At 66.1% G+C, this 17065-nt stretch carries 19 protein-coding genes and 3 pseudogenes; 16 read left to right on the top strand and 6 right to left on the bottom strand.

What is annotated here, in order from left to right; translation table 11 throughout:
• The first annotated feature begins 486 nt into the window (after positions 1–486).
• The gene (locus L6Q96_20360; protein MCK6556904.1) at positions 487–789 is read left to right on the top strand and encodes a hypothetical protein; all 303 of its coding nucleotides are present in this window, start codon (positions 487–489) and stop codon (positions 787–789) included.
• A complete protein-coding gene (locus L6Q96_20355) occupies positions 786–980 on the top strand; it encodes a hypothetical protein (protein ID MCK6556903.1) in 195 nt (64 codons plus the stop codon). Before L6Q96_20360 ends, L6Q96_20355 begins: the two co-directional genes overlap by 4 nt.
• Before the next feature lie 557 nt (positions 981–1537).
• On the opposite strand, the gene L6Q96_20350 is transcribed toward L6Q96_20355, so the two are convergent.
• From L6Q96_20350 to L6Q96_20335, 4 genes are all read right to left on the bottom strand, one after another.
• The gene (locus tag L6Q96_20350; protein MCK6556902.1) at positions 1538–1759 is read right to left on the bottom strand and encodes a hypothetical protein; all 222 of its coding nucleotides are present in this window, start codon (positions 1757–1759) and stop codon (positions 1538–1540) included.
• A 334-nt stretch (positions 1760–2093) separates the two neighbouring features.
• Complete coding sequence (locus L6Q96_20345; GenBank protein MCK6556901.1) at positions 2094–3203, bottom strand: ISL3 family transposase; 1110 nt, start codon at positions 3201–3203, stop codon at positions 2094–2096.
• 309 nt (positions 3204–3512) lie between these two features.
• Positions 3513–3875 carry a PIN domain-containing protein gene (locus tag L6Q96_20340; GenBank protein MCK6556900.1) on the bottom strand — a complete coding sequence of 121 codons (363 nt, stop codon included), beginning with the start codon at positions 3873–3875 and terminating at the stop codon, positions 3513–3515.
• A gap of 23 nt (positions 3876–3898) precedes the next feature.
• On the bottom strand, positions 3899–4099 hold the full coding sequence (locus L6Q96_20335) for a hypothetical protein (protein MCK6556899.1): 201 nt from the start codon (positions 4097–4099) through the stop codon (positions 3899–3901).
• A 484-nt stretch (positions 4100–4583) separates the two neighbouring features.
• Here L6Q96_20335 and L6Q96_20330 point away from each other — a divergent pair, with 484 nt between their 5' ends.
• The 6 genes and pseudogenes from L6Q96_20330 (at position 4584) to L6Q96_20305 (ending at position 9943) form a co-directional block, all read left to right on the top strand.
• Positions 4584–5315, top strand: a complete 732-nt coding sequence (locus tag L6Q96_20330) for a FadR family transcriptional regulator (GenBank protein ID MCK6556898.1) — start codon at positions 4584–4586, stop codon at positions 5313–5315.
• Between the two features lie 32 nt (positions 5316–5347).
• A pseudogene (locus tag L6Q96_20325) lies at positions 5348–5641 on the top strand (FAD-dependent oxidoreductase).
• A gap of 164 nt (positions 5642–5805) precedes the next feature.
• A complete protein-coding gene (locus L6Q96_20320) occupies positions 5806–7536 on the top strand; it encodes an FAD-binding oxidoreductase (GenBank protein MCK6556897.1) in 1731 nt (576 codons plus the stop codon).
• A gap of 53 nt (positions 7537–7589) precedes the next feature.
• A complete protein-coding gene (locus L6Q96_20315) occupies positions 7590–9161 on the top strand; it encodes an FGGY-family carbohydrate kinase (protein ID MCK6556896.1) in 1572 nt (523 codons plus the stop codon).
• A 137-nt stretch (positions 9162–9298) separates the two neighbouring features.
• Positions 9299–9535 carry a type II toxin-antitoxin system prevent-host-death family antitoxin gene (locus tag L6Q96_20310; protein MCK6556895.1) on the top strand — a complete coding sequence of 79 codons (237 nt, stop codon included), beginning with the start codon at positions 9299–9301 and terminating at the stop codon, positions 9533–9535.
• Between the two features lie 3 nt (positions 9536–9538).
• Positions 9539–9943 (top strand): type II toxin-antitoxin system VapC family toxin, encoded by a 405-nt coding sequence (locus L6Q96_20305; protein MCK6556894.1) that lies wholly within the window; start codon positions 9539–9541, stop codon positions 9941–9943.
• 162 nt (positions 9944–10105) lie between these two features.
• Here the strand turns inward: L6Q96_20305 and L6Q96_20300 are convergent.
• Positions 10106–10192 (bottom strand): annotated as a pseudogene (locus L6Q96_20300) (hypothetical protein).
• Positions 10193–10522: 330 nt separating this feature from the next.
• On the opposite strand from L6Q96_20300, the gene L6Q96_20295 reads away from it, so the two are divergent.
• From L6Q96_20295 to L6Q96_20275, 5 genes and pseudogenes are all read left to right on the top strand, one after another.
• Positions 10523–10789, top strand: a complete 267-nt coding sequence (locus L6Q96_20295) for a hypothetical protein (GenBank protein ID MCK6556893.1) — start codon at positions 10523–10525, stop codon at positions 10787–10789.
• 65 nt (positions 10790–10854) lie between these two features.
• Positions 10855–11088, top strand: a complete 234-nt coding sequence (locus L6Q96_20290) for a type II toxin-antitoxin system RelE/ParE family toxin (GenBank protein ID MCK6556892.1) — start codon at positions 10855–10857, stop codon at positions 11086–11088.
• Positions 11085–11341: pseudogene (locus tag L6Q96_20285) on the top strand (helix-turn-helix domain-containing protein). The gene L6Q96_20290 and the pseudogene L6Q96_20285 overlap by 4 nt, the downstream one beginning before the upstream one ends.
• 316 nt (positions 11342–11657) lie before the next feature.
• A complete protein-coding gene (locus tag L6Q96_20280) occupies positions 11658–12281 on the top strand; it encodes an orotate phosphoribosyltransferase (protein ID MCK6556891.1) in 624 nt (207 codons plus the stop codon).
• A 204-nt stretch (positions 12282–12485) separates the two neighbouring features.
• Positions 12486–13325 (top strand): transporter substrate-binding domain-containing protein, encoded by an 840-nt coding sequence (locus tag L6Q96_20275; protein ID MCK6556890.1) that lies wholly within the window; start codon positions 12486–12488, stop codon positions 13323–13325.
• A gap of 9 nt (positions 13326–13334) precedes the next feature.
• Here the strand turns inward: L6Q96_20275 and L6Q96_20270 are convergent, their stop codons facing one another.
• Entirely contained in the window at positions 13335–14177 is an 843-nt protein-coding gene (locus L6Q96_20270) for an alpha/beta hydrolase (GenBank protein ID MCK6556889.1), read from the bottom strand.
• Positions 14178–14361: 184 nt separating this feature from the next.
• Between L6Q96_20270 and L6Q96_20265 the strand changes: the two genes are divergently transcribed.
• From L6Q96_20265 to L6Q96_20255, 3 genes are all read left to right on the top strand, one after another.
• Positions 14362–15255, top strand: a complete 894-nt coding sequence (locus L6Q96_20265) for an NAD(P)-dependent oxidoreductase (protein ID MCK6556888.1) — start codon at positions 14362–14364, stop codon at positions 15253–15255.
• Between the two features lie 116 nt (positions 15256–15371).
• Complete coding sequence (locus L6Q96_20260) at positions 15372–15896, top strand: hypothetical protein (protein ID MCK6556887.1); 525 nt, start codon at positions 15372–15374, stop codon at positions 15894–15896.
• A gap of 88 nt (positions 15897–15984) precedes the next feature.
• Positions 15985–16992, top strand: a complete 1008-nt coding sequence (locus tag L6Q96_20255) for a hypothetical protein (GenBank protein MCK6556886.1) — start codon at positions 15985–15987, stop codon at positions 16990–16992.
• The last annotated feature ends 73 nt before the right edge of the window (positions 16993–17065 follow it).

Raw genomic sequence — 17065 nt, 5'->3', positions numbered from 1 at the left:
TATCGATCTGCGTGTAGCGGGGGCTGGGCACGGAGAGAGTGTGGACGTGTATAGGGTTAATGTCAAGGCCCTATACGACGCTACATGACGGAGCTGGTGGATGCGCCCGGCAGACGGCCTCCCCCCAATCATGGGTGTCTTCGTCTTTTTCAGTCACGCCGAACACGTCGATGTCGGGGACGCCGCGTGATGCGATAACATCTCTGACAACCACCAGATCAGACCGCAGCCGGCGCACCCGTTTGCCGGTTGCGAGCGCCGAACCCAATTGCGCGTGGGTGTCTCGTCAGATCCCTCCGACTGGCGGCTTGCCGCTGCGTTTTCTCCTCGGCGTCGGCCCATTCGTCTGGATTAGCTGGCGGGCCTTCCTTCGTCGCGGCCGCCGGGCGGCTCGCTTGCTGTGAGGGGCGGCCCGGCGACGGCTTGACGCCAACGGCCGATGTACATATCCTGTCCATGTACATTCGGCTTTGACGGGAGGCATTCATGGCTGCAGCAATCGAGCGGATCGTGGTTCAGGCGACCCCGCGGGAGAAGAAAGCGATCATGGCCAAGGCGAGGAAGCTCGGTATGCCCATCGCGGAACTGATGCGCCGCGGGGCAACCGCCTACGAATCGACCGCAGAAAGCGATGAACTGGGTGTACTGGCGGACCAGGCGAAGGCCGCGGCCGATCGAGCCGGCGCGTCGATCGACGAGGCACTGAGGTTCATCGAAGCGAGCGACCGGCGCATTGCTGCGATGGAGGCCAGGGCCCGGCGCTCCGCCGCGAAGGCCGGCGCGCGATGAGCGTCACGGATAGGGTGTGGGGCGCCTTGACCTCGATGATCAAGCTCGAGGACAAGGTGCCCCGGCAGGCCGACGCCCTGAAAGCACAGCAGGCGAAAATCGAGGACCTCACGGCGCGCGTCATTCGGCTGGAAGCGCAATTCGATCTCCTGACCCGCGCTGCAGTGATCAAGAGGGTCACGGGTGATTGACGGAGGACGGGCAGGGGGGGCGAGTTGGCCGAGTTCTTATGTGGTGATGCGAGAACGCGTCGAAATGCTGAAGCCGAACCAAGCGATCCACCCGACCGCGGCCACGGAGCGCTTCGGCCAAGCGGATGTCGCCGCGCTTCGACCGCGGCGGGTGAGCGCCAAGCCGGGGTCACGGGGACGATGGTACCTTCAGTACGTTTCGCGGCTGATTCGTGCCAGTAGTCCCCGCGTTCCTGAATCCCCCCTCGCGTACCGTGCCAAACGTACTCTCGTCCCCTGACACCGTCCCCTGACACGAGGACCGTGTATGCCGTCCCATTCTCGGACCTTGCCCGCCATCCCCCTCGTCTTTACGATCGCCCCTTCAGAGCCGTATAGAAGCCGCGCATTCTTCGCTGGTGCGCCGACTCCCGGCTGAAGCGCGATGAGACCGAACACACGCACAATCTCCTTTCGCACGGTTCCCGGCGCGGCGGACCAACTGGCGTCCCACCATTCGGAGGCCTTCGCAATCTCCCGAGCGGCCCGGCGAGTGACCTTGATCGGAAGTGGGGGGTTCACTCCCGACCGGCAAAATCCCGCAAGAACTGGTCGCCATCGATCACGTCCCCCCGGTCGGCTTCTTCGACCGCGGCAAGAAGGGCAGCCTCGTCGTCGGCGCTGATCTCGAAAATCTCACCGTCTTCCGGCGCGAAGACCGTCACGGTCGATCCTTCTGAGAACGGGTTGCCAGCAACGACGATCTTGCCAGATACGACCTTGCCGAGTGCGACTTTCATGGCTTCCCCGTAACGCCCACGAACCCACCTGTCCAGCGAAAGCCGGGGCGTGCCACCGATGTCGGCGAACGCCGGGCATGTGCCGCGCGCCTTCCGCGGCGGCACCATGCACCTGTTCGGCTTTTCTCAACTCGCCCGACGAATGGCCGATGCAACCGGCTGTGGTAGATCGACGGCCATGAAGAATGCCTCTTTGTGAAGTCGTGTGGGTGAATTTCGGTGTTTTCGCGCGTTGAAGACGGGGTGGGGGCGGCGCGGGGCCGGTAACGAGCCAGGCGACGCGGTGGGGCGGGGTGTGTGTCAACACCGCGCCCGCTGGCGCGTACGTGCGATCTCAGAGCTTGGGCAACATGCAGGTGAGAATCTTCAGTCGCAGATACTCCTCGTCGCGCAGCCCATAGGCCCGACGCTGGATGACTCGGATCTTGTTGTTCAGCCCCTCCACGAAACCCAGGGAGACCTTGTTCTCGGGGTGACAGTAGGCAGCAATCCCGTCCCAGTGCCGCTCGATCAGGTCGGCGAACTCCTCGTACGGCTTGAGCCGCTGCCACTTCAGCGCGGCCCTCCAGTTCTCGAAGAAGCGCCGCGCCCACCCCTCGGTGCGGTAGTCCCACAGCTGGCCGAAGGACTCCTTGAGCAGGTAGGCGGTGTTCAGTCGCTTGTTCGCCGCCAACAACTGCTTGAGGGCGCGGCGGCCGTCGAGCGTGAGATTCTCCCGGTGCGACAGCAACGTGTACTTCTGCCCCTTGATGAACCGCCGGTCCTTGCCGCTGAGCCGCGCATACTCGCGCTTGCGCACGGTGTCGAGGGCGTCGCCGAGGTGGCGCATGATGTGGAACTTGTCGAACAGGACGTTGGCTTGCGGCGCGTGGCGCCTGGTGGCATTGCGAAACGGCTTCCACATGTCCATCACCGCCAACTGAATGCGCCGGCACTTCTTCGGCCCGAGCCAGGCGAAGAACCCGTCCATGCTGGCTTCCGAGCGGTCCTTGCCGCCGAACCAAATCGGCCGCATGCGCTCCAAGTCGCTCACCACAATCCGGTATGTGTGGCCTTTGCGGATCGAGATCTCGTCGATCCCGATAGCGCGCGGCGCCGGTGTCCCCACACGACGCAGCTGCGCGCGCATGTACTGCTTCTCCAGCGTCTTCACCGAATGCCAGTCCAGGCGCAACTCCTCGGCCACATCCTTGATGGTACTCACCCGACAGCGTCGCCCCACATGGAAGGCAAAGCGCTTGGTGTAGAAGGGATTGTCGGCGAGCCACTCCAGTCGCTCGCGCTTCACGGCTCGGCAACTCCGACACTCCACCCGTCGGACTTCCACCTCCAGGTAGATGCGCGCGCCACCACACGACAGATCGCGCACCAGACGTTGCCGCCGATCGTAGAAGCTGCGGTGCCACCGCCCACACACGCCGCAGGCAGTTTTTTTCGCCGCCAAACCAGCACGATGATCCGCGCCACTGGATCACCGAACACTCCACGCACCGTCGCTCGTGGACGTGCATCGACAAACCGGTACTCGTCCTGCAACCCTCGTCGCTTGGCCATCGCCAAATCATGCCAAGTTTCCCGACCACTTCGAAACGCTCAAATCCTTGATCCGTGCGGCTTCCAGCTACGATGACCACTCGATTTTACCCACTCGACTTCACGAAGACCCTTTTTTCACAAACTCGTATCGCCGATGTTCGCAGCGAGTCCAGGCGTCGGTTCATGCGCCCGGTGCTTGCGACGCTGCCGGCAGGGCTCACGCCTCGGCGAGGATGAGATCGAGCCCGCCGCGCTTCATCGCCGCAAAGTCGGCATCGACCGTAAGGAGCGGCGCCGCGTGGGCGAGCGCATAGGTCGCAATCAAGAGGTCGAGTGTCTTGACGCTGACGCCGCGGCGCGCGAGCGCGTAGCCCAGGTCACCCGCTTCTTCCCAGAGCCGAGCCGGCTGATCGAGCGTGTGGCATCCATCGAGGAGCGGGAGCACTCTCGCCCGCTCGCGTGCGGTACCGAGGCCGCGCCGTAGCTCGGTGACGATTGGGCCGCACACCGCGACCTCGTTCGACTCGAGCAAGCGATCGACGGCGTCGGCAAACGGCGTCCGGCCACGGAAGAACTCGATCCAGGCCGAGGTGTCGACGAGAATCAGCGGCGCGTCTCCTCGAGATCGAGCCCCACGCGCACCTTGCCCTTGAGCGCGCGCAGCGCCGAGCGTTTGGCCCTGCGTTCCAGCTCCTGCAAGCCCTCCACGATGGTCGGTGTGATGCCCTTGCCGGTCAGCTTGGTCGCGTTTTCCAAAACCTCGGCGGGCAGATTGACCGTGACCTTCCTCAATCGAGTGCGCATGAAAGTAGTATGTGCGTATGGGCAACTATGGTCAAGGATATGGTGGCCGAAGACAACCGGGCACGCCACTCGACGTCGTGGAGAAGCGCGTAAATCCTGCCTGCTGGGTCGCCGCCTGGTCCGAGCCGTCAGTAACCCGAACCCCGACCCCGTCTACCGGCGAGGAATGATCGCGCCCCGGGGCGCGCTTCCCGGCTGACCAGAGAGCCGTGCTTCCGCTTGTGCGTGCTCAATCCCGAACTTCGTCCGGAGCGTACCACCCGTTGTGCCTGGCAGGCGGGCTATGCGCTGTAGCGAGCCCTCTCGTCCGGGAGCGCGCCGCAGCGCCACTGGGCACCGATGGATTGTTCGAGCGGGTCGCGAGTCAGCGCGCGCCCCGCGCCGGAACGCCGCGGTTCCCCGCTTGACGGACACTTTCCATTGTGGGCATTAAGTGGTCGGACCATCCGATGACTGCATGTGTTCGCACCCGGGACCAGTCGCCATGCGCACCGAGACCACCCGCTTGAGTCCCGTGACGAAGATCCGCCTCCATGAGGAGATCGTGGAGCGGCTGAAGGACGGTATCGTCCGCGGCAAGCTGCCGCCCGGTTCCAGGCTACCGCCCGAGCGGGAGCTGGCCGAGCAACTGTCCGTCAACCGGACCACGGTCAGGGAGGCACTGCACAAACTCGAGAGCATGGGCCTGCTCGAGATCAAGCACGGCAGCGGCATCTTCGTGCGAGACTTCCTCGACAGCGGCAGCCTGGATCTCGCCCGCCATCTGCTCTTCCTCGACGGCCAGGTGAATCCGCGCGGCCTCATGAACCTCCACGAGCTGCGCCGCATCCTGCTGCCCGAGATCAGCGGCTGCGCCGCCGCCCGCCGGACCGACAACGACCTCCACGAGTTGAAGCGCGTCGTCTTCGAGAGCCCGGATATGCCGCTCGAGGAAAAGGACTGGCGGGTGCACAACCTCATCGCCCGCGCCAGCGGCAACTTCCTCTTCGTCGTTCTCCTCAACGCGTTTACGCAGATGACCCGCGCCTCGTCGCTGCGCTACTTCGAGGTCGAGGCCAACCGGCGGCGATCGATGACGTTCCACCGTCACATCTACGCGGCGATCGAACGTGGCGACGCCCCGAAAGCGAGGAAGATCATGGGCGCGGTCATGCGCTTCGCGGAGATCCAGACCCTGCGGGCGGCCGGCATCGATCCCGGGAGGACAACCACATGAACGCGAGCGCTCGCCCGCGCATCGGCGGATCAATGGAACGATTCATCGACAGGCATTCGCACGGCGAATTCGACGTGCTGGTCGGCGGCGGGGGCATCGCCGGCGCTGCGGTGGCGTATGACGCGGCCTCCCGCGGCTTGGCGGTCGCCCTGGTCGAGAAGCAGGACTTCGGCTGCGCGACTTCGGCCGCAACCTCGAAGCTCATTCACGGGGGCTCCCGGTACCTGGCGAATTACGAGTTCGGTCTGGTGCGGGAATCGTTCCGGGAACGGAAGACTCTCACGAACATCGCCCCGAACTTCGTCTACCCCCAGCCGGTGATGGTCGCCTTCTACGACGACCGAGCCGACCCCGGGCGACGAGGTGATCGAACAAGTCGCGGCCATGGTCGCCCGAGATCTGGGCTGGGACGACGGGCGCAGGGAGCAGGAGATTTCACGGGTCAGAACGGCGCTCAGCGTGCCGCAATGACCGGTCAAGGAGACGGACGATGAGCGTGTTCAAGAAATTCCAACCCGACTGGCGAAACGACGCCCCGGCCGACAACTCGTACCGCTCGATCTTCAAGTACGACCCGCACAAGTTCAAACACCCGAGCCCGGCCTGGTTCGAGATGTTCAAGACCGAGTTCGGCATGACCGACGACGATTTCCGACAGCGCCAGCCCGGCGGTGACGAGCCGGTGAGCATCGATCACCCGATCGCCCTGAGCGCCGAACGGATCAACGACTTCCGCACCATGATCGGCGAGGCGAACGTCGCCACCGACGACTACAGTCGGGTGAAGTTCAGCCACGGCAAGTCGCTCGACGAGAACCTAAGCCTGCGCAAGAACATCGTCCGCACGGCGCCCGACCTCGTGCTCCACCCACGCGACAAGGAGGACGTGAAGCAGATCGTCGCGTACTGCCACGCCAACCGCATCGCCATCGTCACGTACGGCGGCGGCTCGGGCGTGGTGTTGGGGATGCAGCCGGACAAGGGCGGGGTCGCGGTGGTGCTGCGCACCCACATGAACAAGATCCTGACGATCAACGAGCTCAACAAGACGTGCGTGGTCCAGCCGGGCATGATGGGTCCCGAGTACGAGGCGGCGCTCAACCACGCGCCGGAACGATTCGGCACCGCGATCGCCTACACCTGCGGCCATTTCCCCCAATCCTTCGAGCTGGCCTCGGTGGGCGGGTGGATCGCCGCCCTCGGGTCCGGGCAGGCGTCGACGTATTACGGCGACGCGTATGACATCGTCCACAGCCAGGAGTACGTGACCCCGGCGGGCATCATCAGAACCAGCGACATCCCCGGAACCGCCACCGGCCCCAAGGTAAACGACATTCTCAAGGGGAACGAGGGAGCCTTCGGCATCCTGACCGAGGTGACGATGAAGATCTTCAACCACCGGCCAGAGAACCGACAGCGCTTCGCGTTCATGTTCCCGTCCTGGGAGAACGCGGTCAGCGCCACCCGGCAGATCGTGCAGGGCGAGTTCGGCAGGCCGGCGGTGCTCCGGATCTCGGACCCGGAGGAGACGGAGACCGGACTCAAGCTCAAGGGCTTCGACGGGGGGCTGTTCGACAGGTTCCTCCGGAGCCGCGGCATGGAGCCCATGCGCCGCTGCCTCTGCATAGGCACCGTCGAGGGCGAGAAAGGCTTCGCCGTCAACGTCAGGAAGCAGGTGCGCCGGATCGCCCGTACCCACGGAGCCATGTCGCTCACCGGCTACGCGACCCGGCAGTGGGAGCACGGCCGCTATTCCGACGTGCACATGCGCGAGGACCTGTTGGACTACGGCATCGTCATCGACACCCTCGAAACCGGGGTCACGTGGGACAACCTGCACAACCTGCACGCCGGCGTGCGCGCCTTCGTCAAGCAGCGTCCCGGCACCTGCTGCCTCACCCACGCCTCCCATTTCTATCCCGAGGGCACCAACCTCTATTTCATCTTCATGATGAAACCCAGGGACGAGCAGGAGTTCTTCACGTTCCGCTCGGACGTCGTCAGCCAGATTGTCGCGCACGGCGGCTCGGTCAGCCATCACCACGGCATCGGCAGGATGTTCGCTCCCTGGATGGAGAAGTTCCTCGGCGCGGCGCAGATGGAGGTGTTGCGGGCGCTCAAGCGCCACTTCGATCCCCACAACATCATGAACCCCGGCGGGGTGCTGGGGTTGGACGACAAGGCGCCGACGGACTCGGATGACGCGAGACACACCCGTTGAGGCGTGACAGGCCCTTTCCGCGGCCACCCCTCCGGCACAACTCGAGCGATCCCATGGTTGGTTCTACCGCCCCATCCGGTGAGCTGATCCTGGCGATCGACGTCGGGACCCAGTCAGTGCGCGCCGCGCTGGTAGACCTGGCCGGCGAGTTGCGCCACCTGGTCAAACAACCGATCGAGCCCTACTTCTCCGCGCGTCCGGGGTGGGCCGAGCAGCAGCCGGATCTCTACTGGCGGACGCTGTGCCAGACCTGCCGGGAAGTGCTCGCGGCCGGCGGCCCCCCGGACCGCGTCGTCGCCGTCACCCTGACCACTCAGCGCATGACGCTCGTGAACGTGGATCGTGCGGGCACTCCCCTGCGACCCGCCATCGTCTGGCTGGACGCGCGCCAGGCGGACGCGACGAAAATCATCCCGAGCTTCGCGGTGCCGCTGCTCAAGGCAGCCGGACTGCACCAGTTCATCGAGATGGCGACCCAGTATTCGCGGTCGAGCTGGATTCGGCAGAACGAGCCCGCGATCTGGGAGAAGACGCACAAGTTTCTCTTCCTCTCCGGGTACCTCACCCACCGACTCACCGGCGAGTTCCGCGACTCGTCCGGCAACGTAATCGGGGCCGTCCCGTTCGACGTCAAGCGATCCCGCTGGGCGGCGAGGTGGAACTTCAAGTGGAAGCTCTTCCCCATCGAGGCAGAGAAGCTCCCGGCGCTGGTCCAGCCGAGCGAGCTTCTGGGCCACGTCACAACGCAGGCGGCGGCGGAGACCGGCATCCCGGCGGGCCTGCCGTTGATCGCCGCCTCCAACGACAAGGCGTGCGACGTCATCGGCACGGGGTGCCTGACGCCGGACCGGGCCTGCGTCAGCTTCGGCACCACCGCGACCATCAACACCCAGAACCGGAAGTACGTCGAGCTGCGACCGTTCCTCCCGCCGCATCCATCGGCGATTCCCGGCGAGTATTACTCCGAAGTGACGGTGGTACGGGGCCTGTGGATGGTGTCGTGGTTCAAGGAGGAGTTCGGGCTGCAGGAGCGGCTGCAGGCGCAGGAAGAGGCCGTCGCGCCCGAAGATCTCTTGGAGAGACTCTTGCGGGATGTGCCTGCCGGCAGCATGGGGCTGGTCTGCCAGCCGTACTGGACGCCGGGGCCGGAGCATGCAGCGTTCGCCAAGGGCGCCGTCATCGGCTTCGGCGACATCCACAACCGCGCCTACCTCTACCGGTCCATTGTCGAAGGCATCGTCTTCGCCCTCAAGGAGGGCGCCGAGTTGACCGAGAAGAAGAACCGGGTGCCTTTCACCGAGGTCCGGGCGACCGGCGGCGGCTCGAAAAGCGACTCGATCATGCAGATCACCGCCGACGTCTTCGGGCTCCCCGTCCACCGGCCGCACACCAACGAGACCGCGGTCCTCGGTGCCGCCATCGACGCCGCCGTGGGTCTGAAATTCTTCCCGAGCTTTCCCGCCGCAGTCGGCGCCATGACCCGCGTTCGGGACGTTTTCGTGCCGATCGAGAAGAACGAAGAGATCTACCGGGAGCTCTACCGGAAGGTGTACCTGAAGATGTACCGGCAACTGCTGCCCATGTTCCGGGAGATCCAGTCGATCACGGGCTATCCGGAGACATAGCTCACACAGGGGGGGTGGCGCCGTGTTGGACGGCGTGTAGGCCCGCCCTCGTCCGGGGGGGCTATGGCAACGACGGGCTGCCCGGGCTGGCGGCCGCCGGCTTGAGCGCTTAGCTAACGAGTGCTAGCTAGAACTGCATGCGGGAAACCATCGCCAATATGCACGAGGCCAAGACGAAGCTGTCGCAGCTGGTCGAGCGCGCCGTGCGCGGGGAGACGGTCTACATCGCCCGCGACGGCGAGCCCGCGGTGCGGCTCGTCCCGGTCCATCCGAAGCGCCGGCCGGCGTGGGGGGCGTTTGCCGGAGCGCTCACCCTCGCCCCCGACTTCAACGCGCCGCACCCCGACATCGAACGGGACTTCGAGGGGCGCTGAGCCGTGCGCGTCCTGCTCGACACCTGCACGTTCATCTGGCTGGTCAGCGCCCCCGAGAACGTCCCCGAGCCGACGCGCGCGTTCCTCGAACGCGTCCCCGATGCCGTGCTCGTCTCGACCGCGAGCGTCTGGGAGCTGGCCATCAAGCGGAAGCTCGGCAAGGTGACGGAGATCTCCTCCCTCGCCCAGGATCTCGCCGCGTTCGCGCGTGACGCCATGGACGCGTACCTGCTCGAGACGCTGCCGATAACGGTCGGCCACGCAGTCCTCGCCGGCGACCTGCCGCTCCACCATCGCGACCCGTTCGATCGCATGCTGGCGGCGCAGGCCCGGATCGAGGACCTCGTCGTCATCTCACCCGACCAGGCGTTCGATCCGTACCAGGTCCCGCGTCGGTGGGACCGATAGCGTCGCGGCATTGGTGTCCCTCTGCCCGGGGCGCGAGGCAGGCAGCGGACCCCGTCGCGAACCGCCTCGGTGGCGTCGTCGGTGACGAGCAGCAGGGACCGAAAGGCGCCCTCTTCGGCAAGGGCACGCAGTCCGCGCAGGTCGCGCGGCGCCACACGGCGGGTTGGCTCGACCCCGCCGCAGTTTCCGTGCGCTGCTGCCCGTCAGCAGGAAGCGAATACGACGTTCCTCGATGAGCCGATGCACCTCCTTCCGGTGGGCTGCTGGCCGGTCGAAGCCGGCTGCAGCGAGTTCCCCTCGGGGTCGGAATCGGTGTCGGCATCGGAATCGCTCCGTTGCCCGATGTACCCGGCCGGCAGACTCGATGGCTGTTCGGTGGACCGCAAGTCGCTCGTGGCCAAAGCTCGTGTCGTCCTCGATTCCGATCCTGATTCCGACCCCGATCGGTTCAAGCCCAACGGCTGGAACTCACGCTCGGCGGACACGAGAGGCAGCCTCAATCCGGCAGAATGGCCCGGTGCCGGTGCGCCGGTCACTGCCAGCGACGCGGGACCTCGTACGGATCGAACACCGGGTCGGGTGACACCACGACCCGGTCCTCGACCCGACGCCGCCGGCATCTGGCGCCCCGGCCAGATCGAGTGCATATCGAGGACGGTCGAAGAAGTCGGCACGGCCGTCTTCGCCGACCTCGTCGTGTTCCCCGCGCGCGGCGATCGGCCACATGGCGCCGCCAACCGAGGGCTGGATTTGACAACGCCCGCTCAGCGCCTGGCGTGGCTCGAGGACATGCGAGCCCTCGCCCTCGCCGCCGGGGCCCTGCCGCGTCCGCCGTCAGACGACTGAACGCGGGCAAATTACCGTCGGTGGACACCCATGCAGGTGTCCAGACTCCGCTTGGCGGTCGCGCCGTGACGAAGTCCGCGGAGCAGGGCGCGGTGATCCGCGGCTCCGGTGGCCTTCGCAAGATCAGGTGGCGCCGTCCGGGGATGGGCAAGCGCGGTGGGCTCCGAGTGATCTACTATTGGGAGGTGAAGTCGGAGACCTTCGACATGCTGACGATCTACCGGAAGATCAAGCAGGAGGACCTCTCACCAGGGCAGTTGCGTGTCTTGCGACACCTCCTTGCGGAGGAGTTCAAATGAAGCAGAAGGATCTCGATCGGCTCGTGACCAGCATCAAGCAGGCGGGTGCGATCCGCAGGGGGCGCCTCAAGCCCAGCCGCGTGACCGAGTTCCGCCCCGACGACGTGCGCGCGATTCGCACGAAGCTGGACAAATTCAGGCCGAATTCGCGCTCATTATCGGCGTGAGCGTCGTGACGCTGCAGAGCTGGGAGCAGGGACGCCGGCAGCCTGACGGACCGGCGCGGGCCTTGCCCCTGTCCGGGCACGGGTAGGGAAGGCCGAGCGATCGGATCGCGGGTTGACCGCGCGGGCACCCTGACCGGTCGCGCCATGGAAGGTGTCAGCGCGGACCTGCGCTGGTTCGTGCAACTCGACGTCTAGTATCGGTGGAGCGAACGCTCCGCGCACGCTCTGTTCGGGTTTCATCGCAGACGCTGCGCCGACCGAACGCGCGGGGAGCGCACGTTACACCTGCGGCGAACGGGCAGATTTCACCGCTGTCCTTTCCTGCTTCGCACCGACACGACCGCTCCACGGGACCCGGGTTGATCCCGGCCGGGCGACGGTGGTAGGAGCCGGCCGCAACCCATGAGCGACACCGGCGCGACGATTACGGCAGACCAGGCGCGTGCGCGCCTGCTCGAACTGCTGGTGCGGTGGTCCTACCACCGCGCCGACGATGAGCGCTTCGAGCTGACCTCGGGAAGGAAGAGCAACTTCTACATCGACTGCAAAGCCACCACCATGCGCGGCGAAGCTCTGCCGCTCATCGGACTGCTGGTGGCAGAACGGCTGCCGGCCGGCGTCGACGGCATCGGCGGTCTGACCATGGGGGCAGACGCTATCGCCCTGGCCACGGCGTTCTGGTGCGCCACGATCCAGCGTCCCCTTAACGCCTTCACCGTACGCAAGACCCCCAAAGGCCACGGGATGATGAAGTTCATCGAGGGGTGCCCGGGCGTAACCGTGGCCGTGGTCGACGACGTCGTCACTACCGGTGGGTCCACGATCGACGCCGTCCAACGCTGCCGCGAGGCGGGTATCCGTGTCGCGGCGGTCGTCGTACTGGTGGACCGACAGGAAGGCGGCATGGACAACGTGCGCGCCGCCGCCGGACCGTCCGTGCCCGTGGTCAGTGTCTTTACCCGCGCTGACCTCGAACGTCATTGGCAGGAGAGCCCGGCCCGTGCGCCTTCGGCCCCCACCCCGTGACCTGGAGAGCCGTTCGGCGCACCGCTTGCGTTTCCCGTTGCGGCCCGTGCCTTCGCCCGCCCGAGGCCGAGATTGCCGCCGGCGCCGACGCCTCCAACAACCCGCTGGACTTTTTGCGCTGGGTCCGTACGCTCCGGGTACGGCACATAACGCGTGATCGGGGCACGTTACCGGCCTCGCAAGGGCTCGGAGAAGGAGACCGAAATGGGTTGGAAGGGGTGGCCAGCAGCGGCGATGGTGGGGGTGTTGGCGCTCGGCGCCTGTGCGACACGCCACCACGAACCGGCCGCACTATCGGCGCCGAAGAGCGTCGCACCGGTCATTGCGCGGATACTACACCGCGGGGAACTGGTCGTCGGCACGACGGTAGATCAACCGCCGCTGACCATGGAAGCGAAAAACGGCAACATCATCGGCCTCGAGCCCGATCTCGGGCAGGCCATGGCCGAAGCCATGGGCGTCAGGCTGCGGGTCGTGACGATGCAGTTCGGCGAATTGGTCCCCGCAATCGAGGCCGGCGACATCGACGTGGCGCTCGGCGGTGTGACCATGACTCCGCAGCGCAACCTGAAGGTCGCCTTCGTCGGCCCGTACCTGCTTTCGGGCAAGACGATCGTCGCCAGATCGGAGGATATCGAACGCCTCAAAGATCGCGATCGCTTGAACGACGCCGACCTGCGCATCGTGGCCTTGCAGGGCTCGACCAGCGAAGCTTTCGTGCGCTCGTTCCTGCCGACCGCACAGCTCATACTCGCCAACAGCTACGACGCCGCCGTAAGGTTCCTCGTCGAACGTAAGGCCGACGCCATGGTCGCCGACTACCCCGCCGCCCTGCTCGCGGCAATGCGCTATCCGTGGGTCAATCTCGAAGTGCTCAAGGACCCACTCTCCTTCGAGCCACTCGGCATCGCACTGCCTCCCAACGACCCGCTGCTGGTCAACTGGACGACGAACTTCCTCGATCAACTCGACGGTACCGGCGCGCTCGAAGCGCTCCAGGACAAGTGGTTCAACAGCCAGGACTGGTTGGAAGAGGTGAAGTGAGGGGGGCCTTCACGCTCCCAAGAACTCCTCAATCACCCCGAACGCCCTGTCCGGGTTGTCGCGGAAGACGCCGTGGCCGCAAGCGGCGAAGCGCTCGAAGCGCACATACTGCGGAGGAATCGCCGCGGCAATGTCGGCCTGATCTTCGATCGGGGTAATCGGGTCCTGCTCGCCGCCCAGCACCAGGGTCGGACAATGCACGCGACCGAGGTCGGCGAGGAAGTCGAACGACAGGTCTTCTCCCGCTCCGAAGTGGTACATGACGTCGAAGTTCCAGACCGTGCGCGACAGGCTCTCCGGATCGCCCTGGGTGCGATTGTAAAGCGGGAAGCAGAGCCGCACGTATTCCTGCATCGTGTGCGGGCCCGGCTCCTGCCAGTAACGGCGGGCGGCTTCGCGCGCGGCGGAACCACCGAGCCGTTCGAATGTCGCAAGAACCCGGTCGAGACGATGGCGTGCCGAGGTGCTCGACAGGATGAGCCCGCCCGGATGATCCGGGTGCCGCGTGGCATACGCAATCGCGACGAAACCGCCGAACGACTGGCCCATGACGATGGGCTTTTCGATGCCAAGCGCATCGCAGAAAGCGCGTACGTCGTCTCCCCACTGAGCGAGGGTCCAGCGCTCGGTCGTGCTGCGGTCGCTGCGGCCGTTGCCGCGGTGATCGAGATAGACGACCTGGGCAAGGTCTGCGAAACGCGCGAACGCCGGCTTGTAACTCGAATGGTCGAAGCCGGGCCCGCCGTGCAACAGGAGCAGCGTCGGCTTCTCCCGCATCGTCGGGCCATCGGGGACGAGTTTGGCCCCTTCCACATCGAAAAACAGACGGACCCCGTCAACGTTGATGTACATCGAATCCCCTCCGGCGCGGCCGCGCCTGCACTCCTCCTATCGCGATGACGGCGTCTAAGTCCACCCGGCGCCGGCTCCGCGGCGCCTCTCCGGAGCATCCATTCGCCGGGGCGCAAGATGCGGCGGTGTTTCCCTCGGAAGGCCGAGCGTGACATTCTCTAGCTCGCGAGGAGGGCTGGCGGTCATGACGGGTGCCGTAGAGAAGGTTGGGTTCGTCGGCCTCGGACGGATGGGAACGGCGATTGCCCAGAACATCCTGAAGGCCGGGTTTACCGTAACGGTGTACAATCGGACCGTGGCAAAGGCAGAGCGCCTCACCAGAGCGGGCGCGAAGGTGGCGCCGTCGCCGCGGGCCGCCGCCGCCGGCGCCGACGTGGTGGTCACGTGCCTGATGGACGACGAGTCGGTGCTCGCCGCCGTCAAAGGGCCGGAGGGGATTCTCGCCGGTTTGCGCCGCGGGGGCATTCACGTCGGCACCACGACCATCTCGCCAATGTGCGCCGAAAGGCTCGCGGCGCTGCACGCCGAACACGGCAGCCATTATGTGGCGGCGCCCGTCCTCGGCCGCCCCGACGCCGCCGCGGCGGGCCAGTTGCGGACCTTCGTTGCCGGCGATCCCGACGCGATCGCACGCTGCGAACGACTGTTCACCGCGTACTCCCTGGGCGCCGTCAACCTCGGGACGTCGCATCGGGTCGCCAACTGCCTCAAGCTGGCCGTGAACTATCTGGTGGCGGCGGTGATCGAGCTCATGGGCGAGGTGTTCGCCTTCGGCGAAAAGAGCGGGATCGACGCCACAATTCTCGAACTGGTTATGTCGACTCTGTTCGGGTCGCCCGCGCTCAAGGACTACGCCGAGCGGGTTCGCGCCCGCAAGTTCGACGACGTCGGTTTCGCTCTGGTTGCCGGTTTGAAGGACTTGCAACTCATCGTCGACGCCGCCGCGGCTGCGCGGGCGCCGCTGCCGGTGGCCAATATTGTGCGGGACCGCCTCCTGACCGCGGCAGCCCACGGTTTGGGGCAAAAGGACTGGGGTGCGATGTACGAAGCGACGCGGCTGGCGGCCGGGCTGCGCTGAGTGGAGGGACTGAGGCGGGTTGAGATCGATCGAGATCGATGGGGACCGGTTGAGATTGGATGGGCTTGAGCGACTGGCGTTGGGGCCGGTTCGCACGACGGTTGGGGAGAACTGACATGGGTGAGACGCAGGTCGGAGGGGTGGGCAGGCACTGGCGGGTGCGCATCGTTCTCGCGGGCGCGTTGGTGGCGTTGTCGGTGATAGGGCTGGCGCTGGTCGATGCCGGCGCGGCGGTGGCACACGGGTATTTTCACGGCCTCGTCGTCGCCTTCGCGGCGGTCAGCCTCTGGGAGCACACGCTGCCGACCGGAGACTGGTCGTGGCGGAACCTGCGCGGGCTGGTCCTGCACTGGCTGGGTTTCGTGGGCGCGTTCAACATGCTGTTCGCCCTCGAGCGACAGGGACTCCTGCAGCGCAACGAAGTGGCGCTGGTGGCGTTGATCCTGCTTGGCCTCACGGTCTACCTGGCAGGAATCTACTACGACCCGACCTTTCTCATCGTCGGGCCGGCGGTGGCGCTGGCCGCCGTTCTGGCGGCGTTCGTCGAGGAGTACGTGTTCGTGATCTTGCTCGTCGTCGCCCTGGTAGTCGTGGTGGTGCTGGTACTCTGGCGCGTCGCGAGCCGCCGCTTCGGCGGGTAGCGAGGAACGTGGCGGGCCTCGTCGTGGCCGGTGCATCTTGCAGGGAGAGCAACCGAGACCAACGCCGGCGGCCAGGGATGGTGTGACGATGAGAAGATATGCGGGCTACGTCGCGGGGCTCTGGGCGTCGGTCGTTGCTGTCGTCGCGTTGGCCGCCTGCGCGGCGGGGCCGGGCGCAACGCCGAACGTGGCCGCCGCAGCGGCCGTCGTGGCGACGGTGTCGGTCGGTCCCCCGCCGGTCTTGCTGGCAATGGCACCCGACGGCCGCCATGTGTACGCGGCGGCAAACGGGACGCTGGCGGTGATCGACACCGGCAGCGGTGCAGCGATCGCGAAACTACGCACCAGCGCTAACTCCACGGGAATCGCCGTCTCTCCCGACGGACGCCGGGTCTACGTCGCGGACCTCTTCTCCAACACGCTCGCGGTGCTGGATGCGACGACGAATACGTTGGCAGCGCCGCTGAATCTCTTCGTGCAACGCTTCCGCGGCGGCTTCGGCTGGATGGCGATCTCCCCCGCCGGCGACACGGCGTACATCGCCAACGGGGTAAACAACACGCTGGTTGTCGTCGAGTTGCCGAGTGGGCGGGGGGACTATGTCATGCCGGACGTGCGCCCATCCGACGTGGCGCTAACCGCCGACGGAACGACGCTCTTCGTTGCCGGCTGCAAGCCGGTGTGTTCACCGGGCTTCGTGCAACTCTACGACACGCGCCGGCAGCAGTTCACTGCCGAGATCGAGGTGGGCGGCAACCCGTACCGGGTAGCCGTAGCGCCGGACGGAACGCGAGCGTACACGGCCAACCTCAGCGGTCCCAGTGTCTCGGCGATCGATGTGGCGGCGGGTCGGACAACGGCCTCGATTCCGGTCCCGGTACAACCCACCGGATTGGCCGTCAGCGCCGATGGTGCGACCGTGTGGGTGGCGAGCCAGACCGCTGGAGCACTAACCGCCATCGACGCTGCCGGCGCGCGCGTGCGCGGCAGTGTGGCGATCCGCGGCGCCCGAGACGTCGTTGCAACCCCCGACGGCCGGCGGGTCTTCGTCTCCGGCGGCGAGTCGGTGTACGTGGTGAACGCGGCGGTTCTTTGAACCTCAAAGAAAAGTGGGCGGCGAGGATGGTACGTCATTCCCGCGGCAGGCGGAGTCCAGGGTGAGGTGGGGT

Source organism: Candidatus Binatia bacterium (assembly GCA_023150935.1).
Taxonomy (GTDB): Bacteria; Desulfobacterota; Binatia; order HRBIN30; family HRBIN30; genus JAKLJW01.
The sequence above is the reverse complement of the archived record's forward strand: the minus strand, read 5'-3'. Positions and strand labels throughout refer to the sequence as shown.

Coding starts and splice junctions, on each gene's coding strand:
- L6Q96_20360 (MCK6556904.1), top strand. CDS start 487: ATGGCTGCAGCAATCGAGCGGATCGTGGTTCAGGCGACCCCGCGGGAG.
- L6Q96_20355 (MCK6556903.1), top strand. CDS start 786: ATGAGCGTCACGGATAGGGTGTGGGGCGCCTTGACCTCGATGATCAAG.
- L6Q96_20350 (MCK6556902.1), bottom strand. CDS start 1,759: ATGAAAGTCGCACTCGGCAAGGTCGTATCTGGCAAGATCGTCGTTGCT.
- L6Q96_20335 (MCK6556899.1), bottom strand. CDS start 4,099: ATGCGCACTCGATTGAGGAAGGTCACGGTCAATCTGCCCGCCGAGGTT.
- L6Q96_20330 (MCK6556898.1), top strand. CDS start 4,584: ATGCGCACCGAGACCACCCGCTTGAGTCCCGTGACGAAGATCCGCCTC.
- L6Q96_20320 (MCK6556897.1), top strand. CDS start 5,806: ATGAGCGTGTTCAAGAAATTCCAACCCGACTGGCGAAACGACGCCCCG.
- L6Q96_20315 (MCK6556896.1), top strand. CDS start 7,590: ATGGTTGGTTCTACCGCCCCATCCGGTGAGCTGATCCTGGCGATCGAC.
- L6Q96_20310 (MCK6556895.1), top strand. CDS start 9,299: ATGCGGGAAACCATCGCCAATATGCACGAGGCCAAGACGAAGCTGTCG.
- L6Q96_20280 (MCK6556891.1), top strand. CDS start 11,658: ATGAGCGACACCGGCGCGACGATTACGGCAGACCAGGCGCGTGCGCGC.
- L6Q96_20275 (MCK6556890.1), top strand. CDS start 12,486: ATGGGTTGGAAGGGGTGGCCAGCAGCGGCGATGGTGGGGGTGTTGGCG.
- L6Q96_20270 (MCK6556889.1), bottom strand. CDS start 14,177: ATGTACATCAACGTTGACGGGGTCCGTCTGTTTTTCGATGTGGAAGGG.
- L6Q96_20265 (MCK6556888.1), top strand. CDS start 14,362: ATGACGGGTGCCGTAGAGAAGGTTGGGTTCGTCGGCCTCGGACGGATG.
- L6Q96_20260 (MCK6556887.1), top strand. CDS start 15,372: ATGGGTGAGACGCAGGTCGGAGGGGTGGGCAGGCACTGGCGGGTGCGC.
- L6Q96_20255 (MCK6556886.1), top strand. CDS start 15,985: ATGAGAAGATATGCGGGCTACGTCGCGGGGCTCTGGGCGTCGGTCGTT.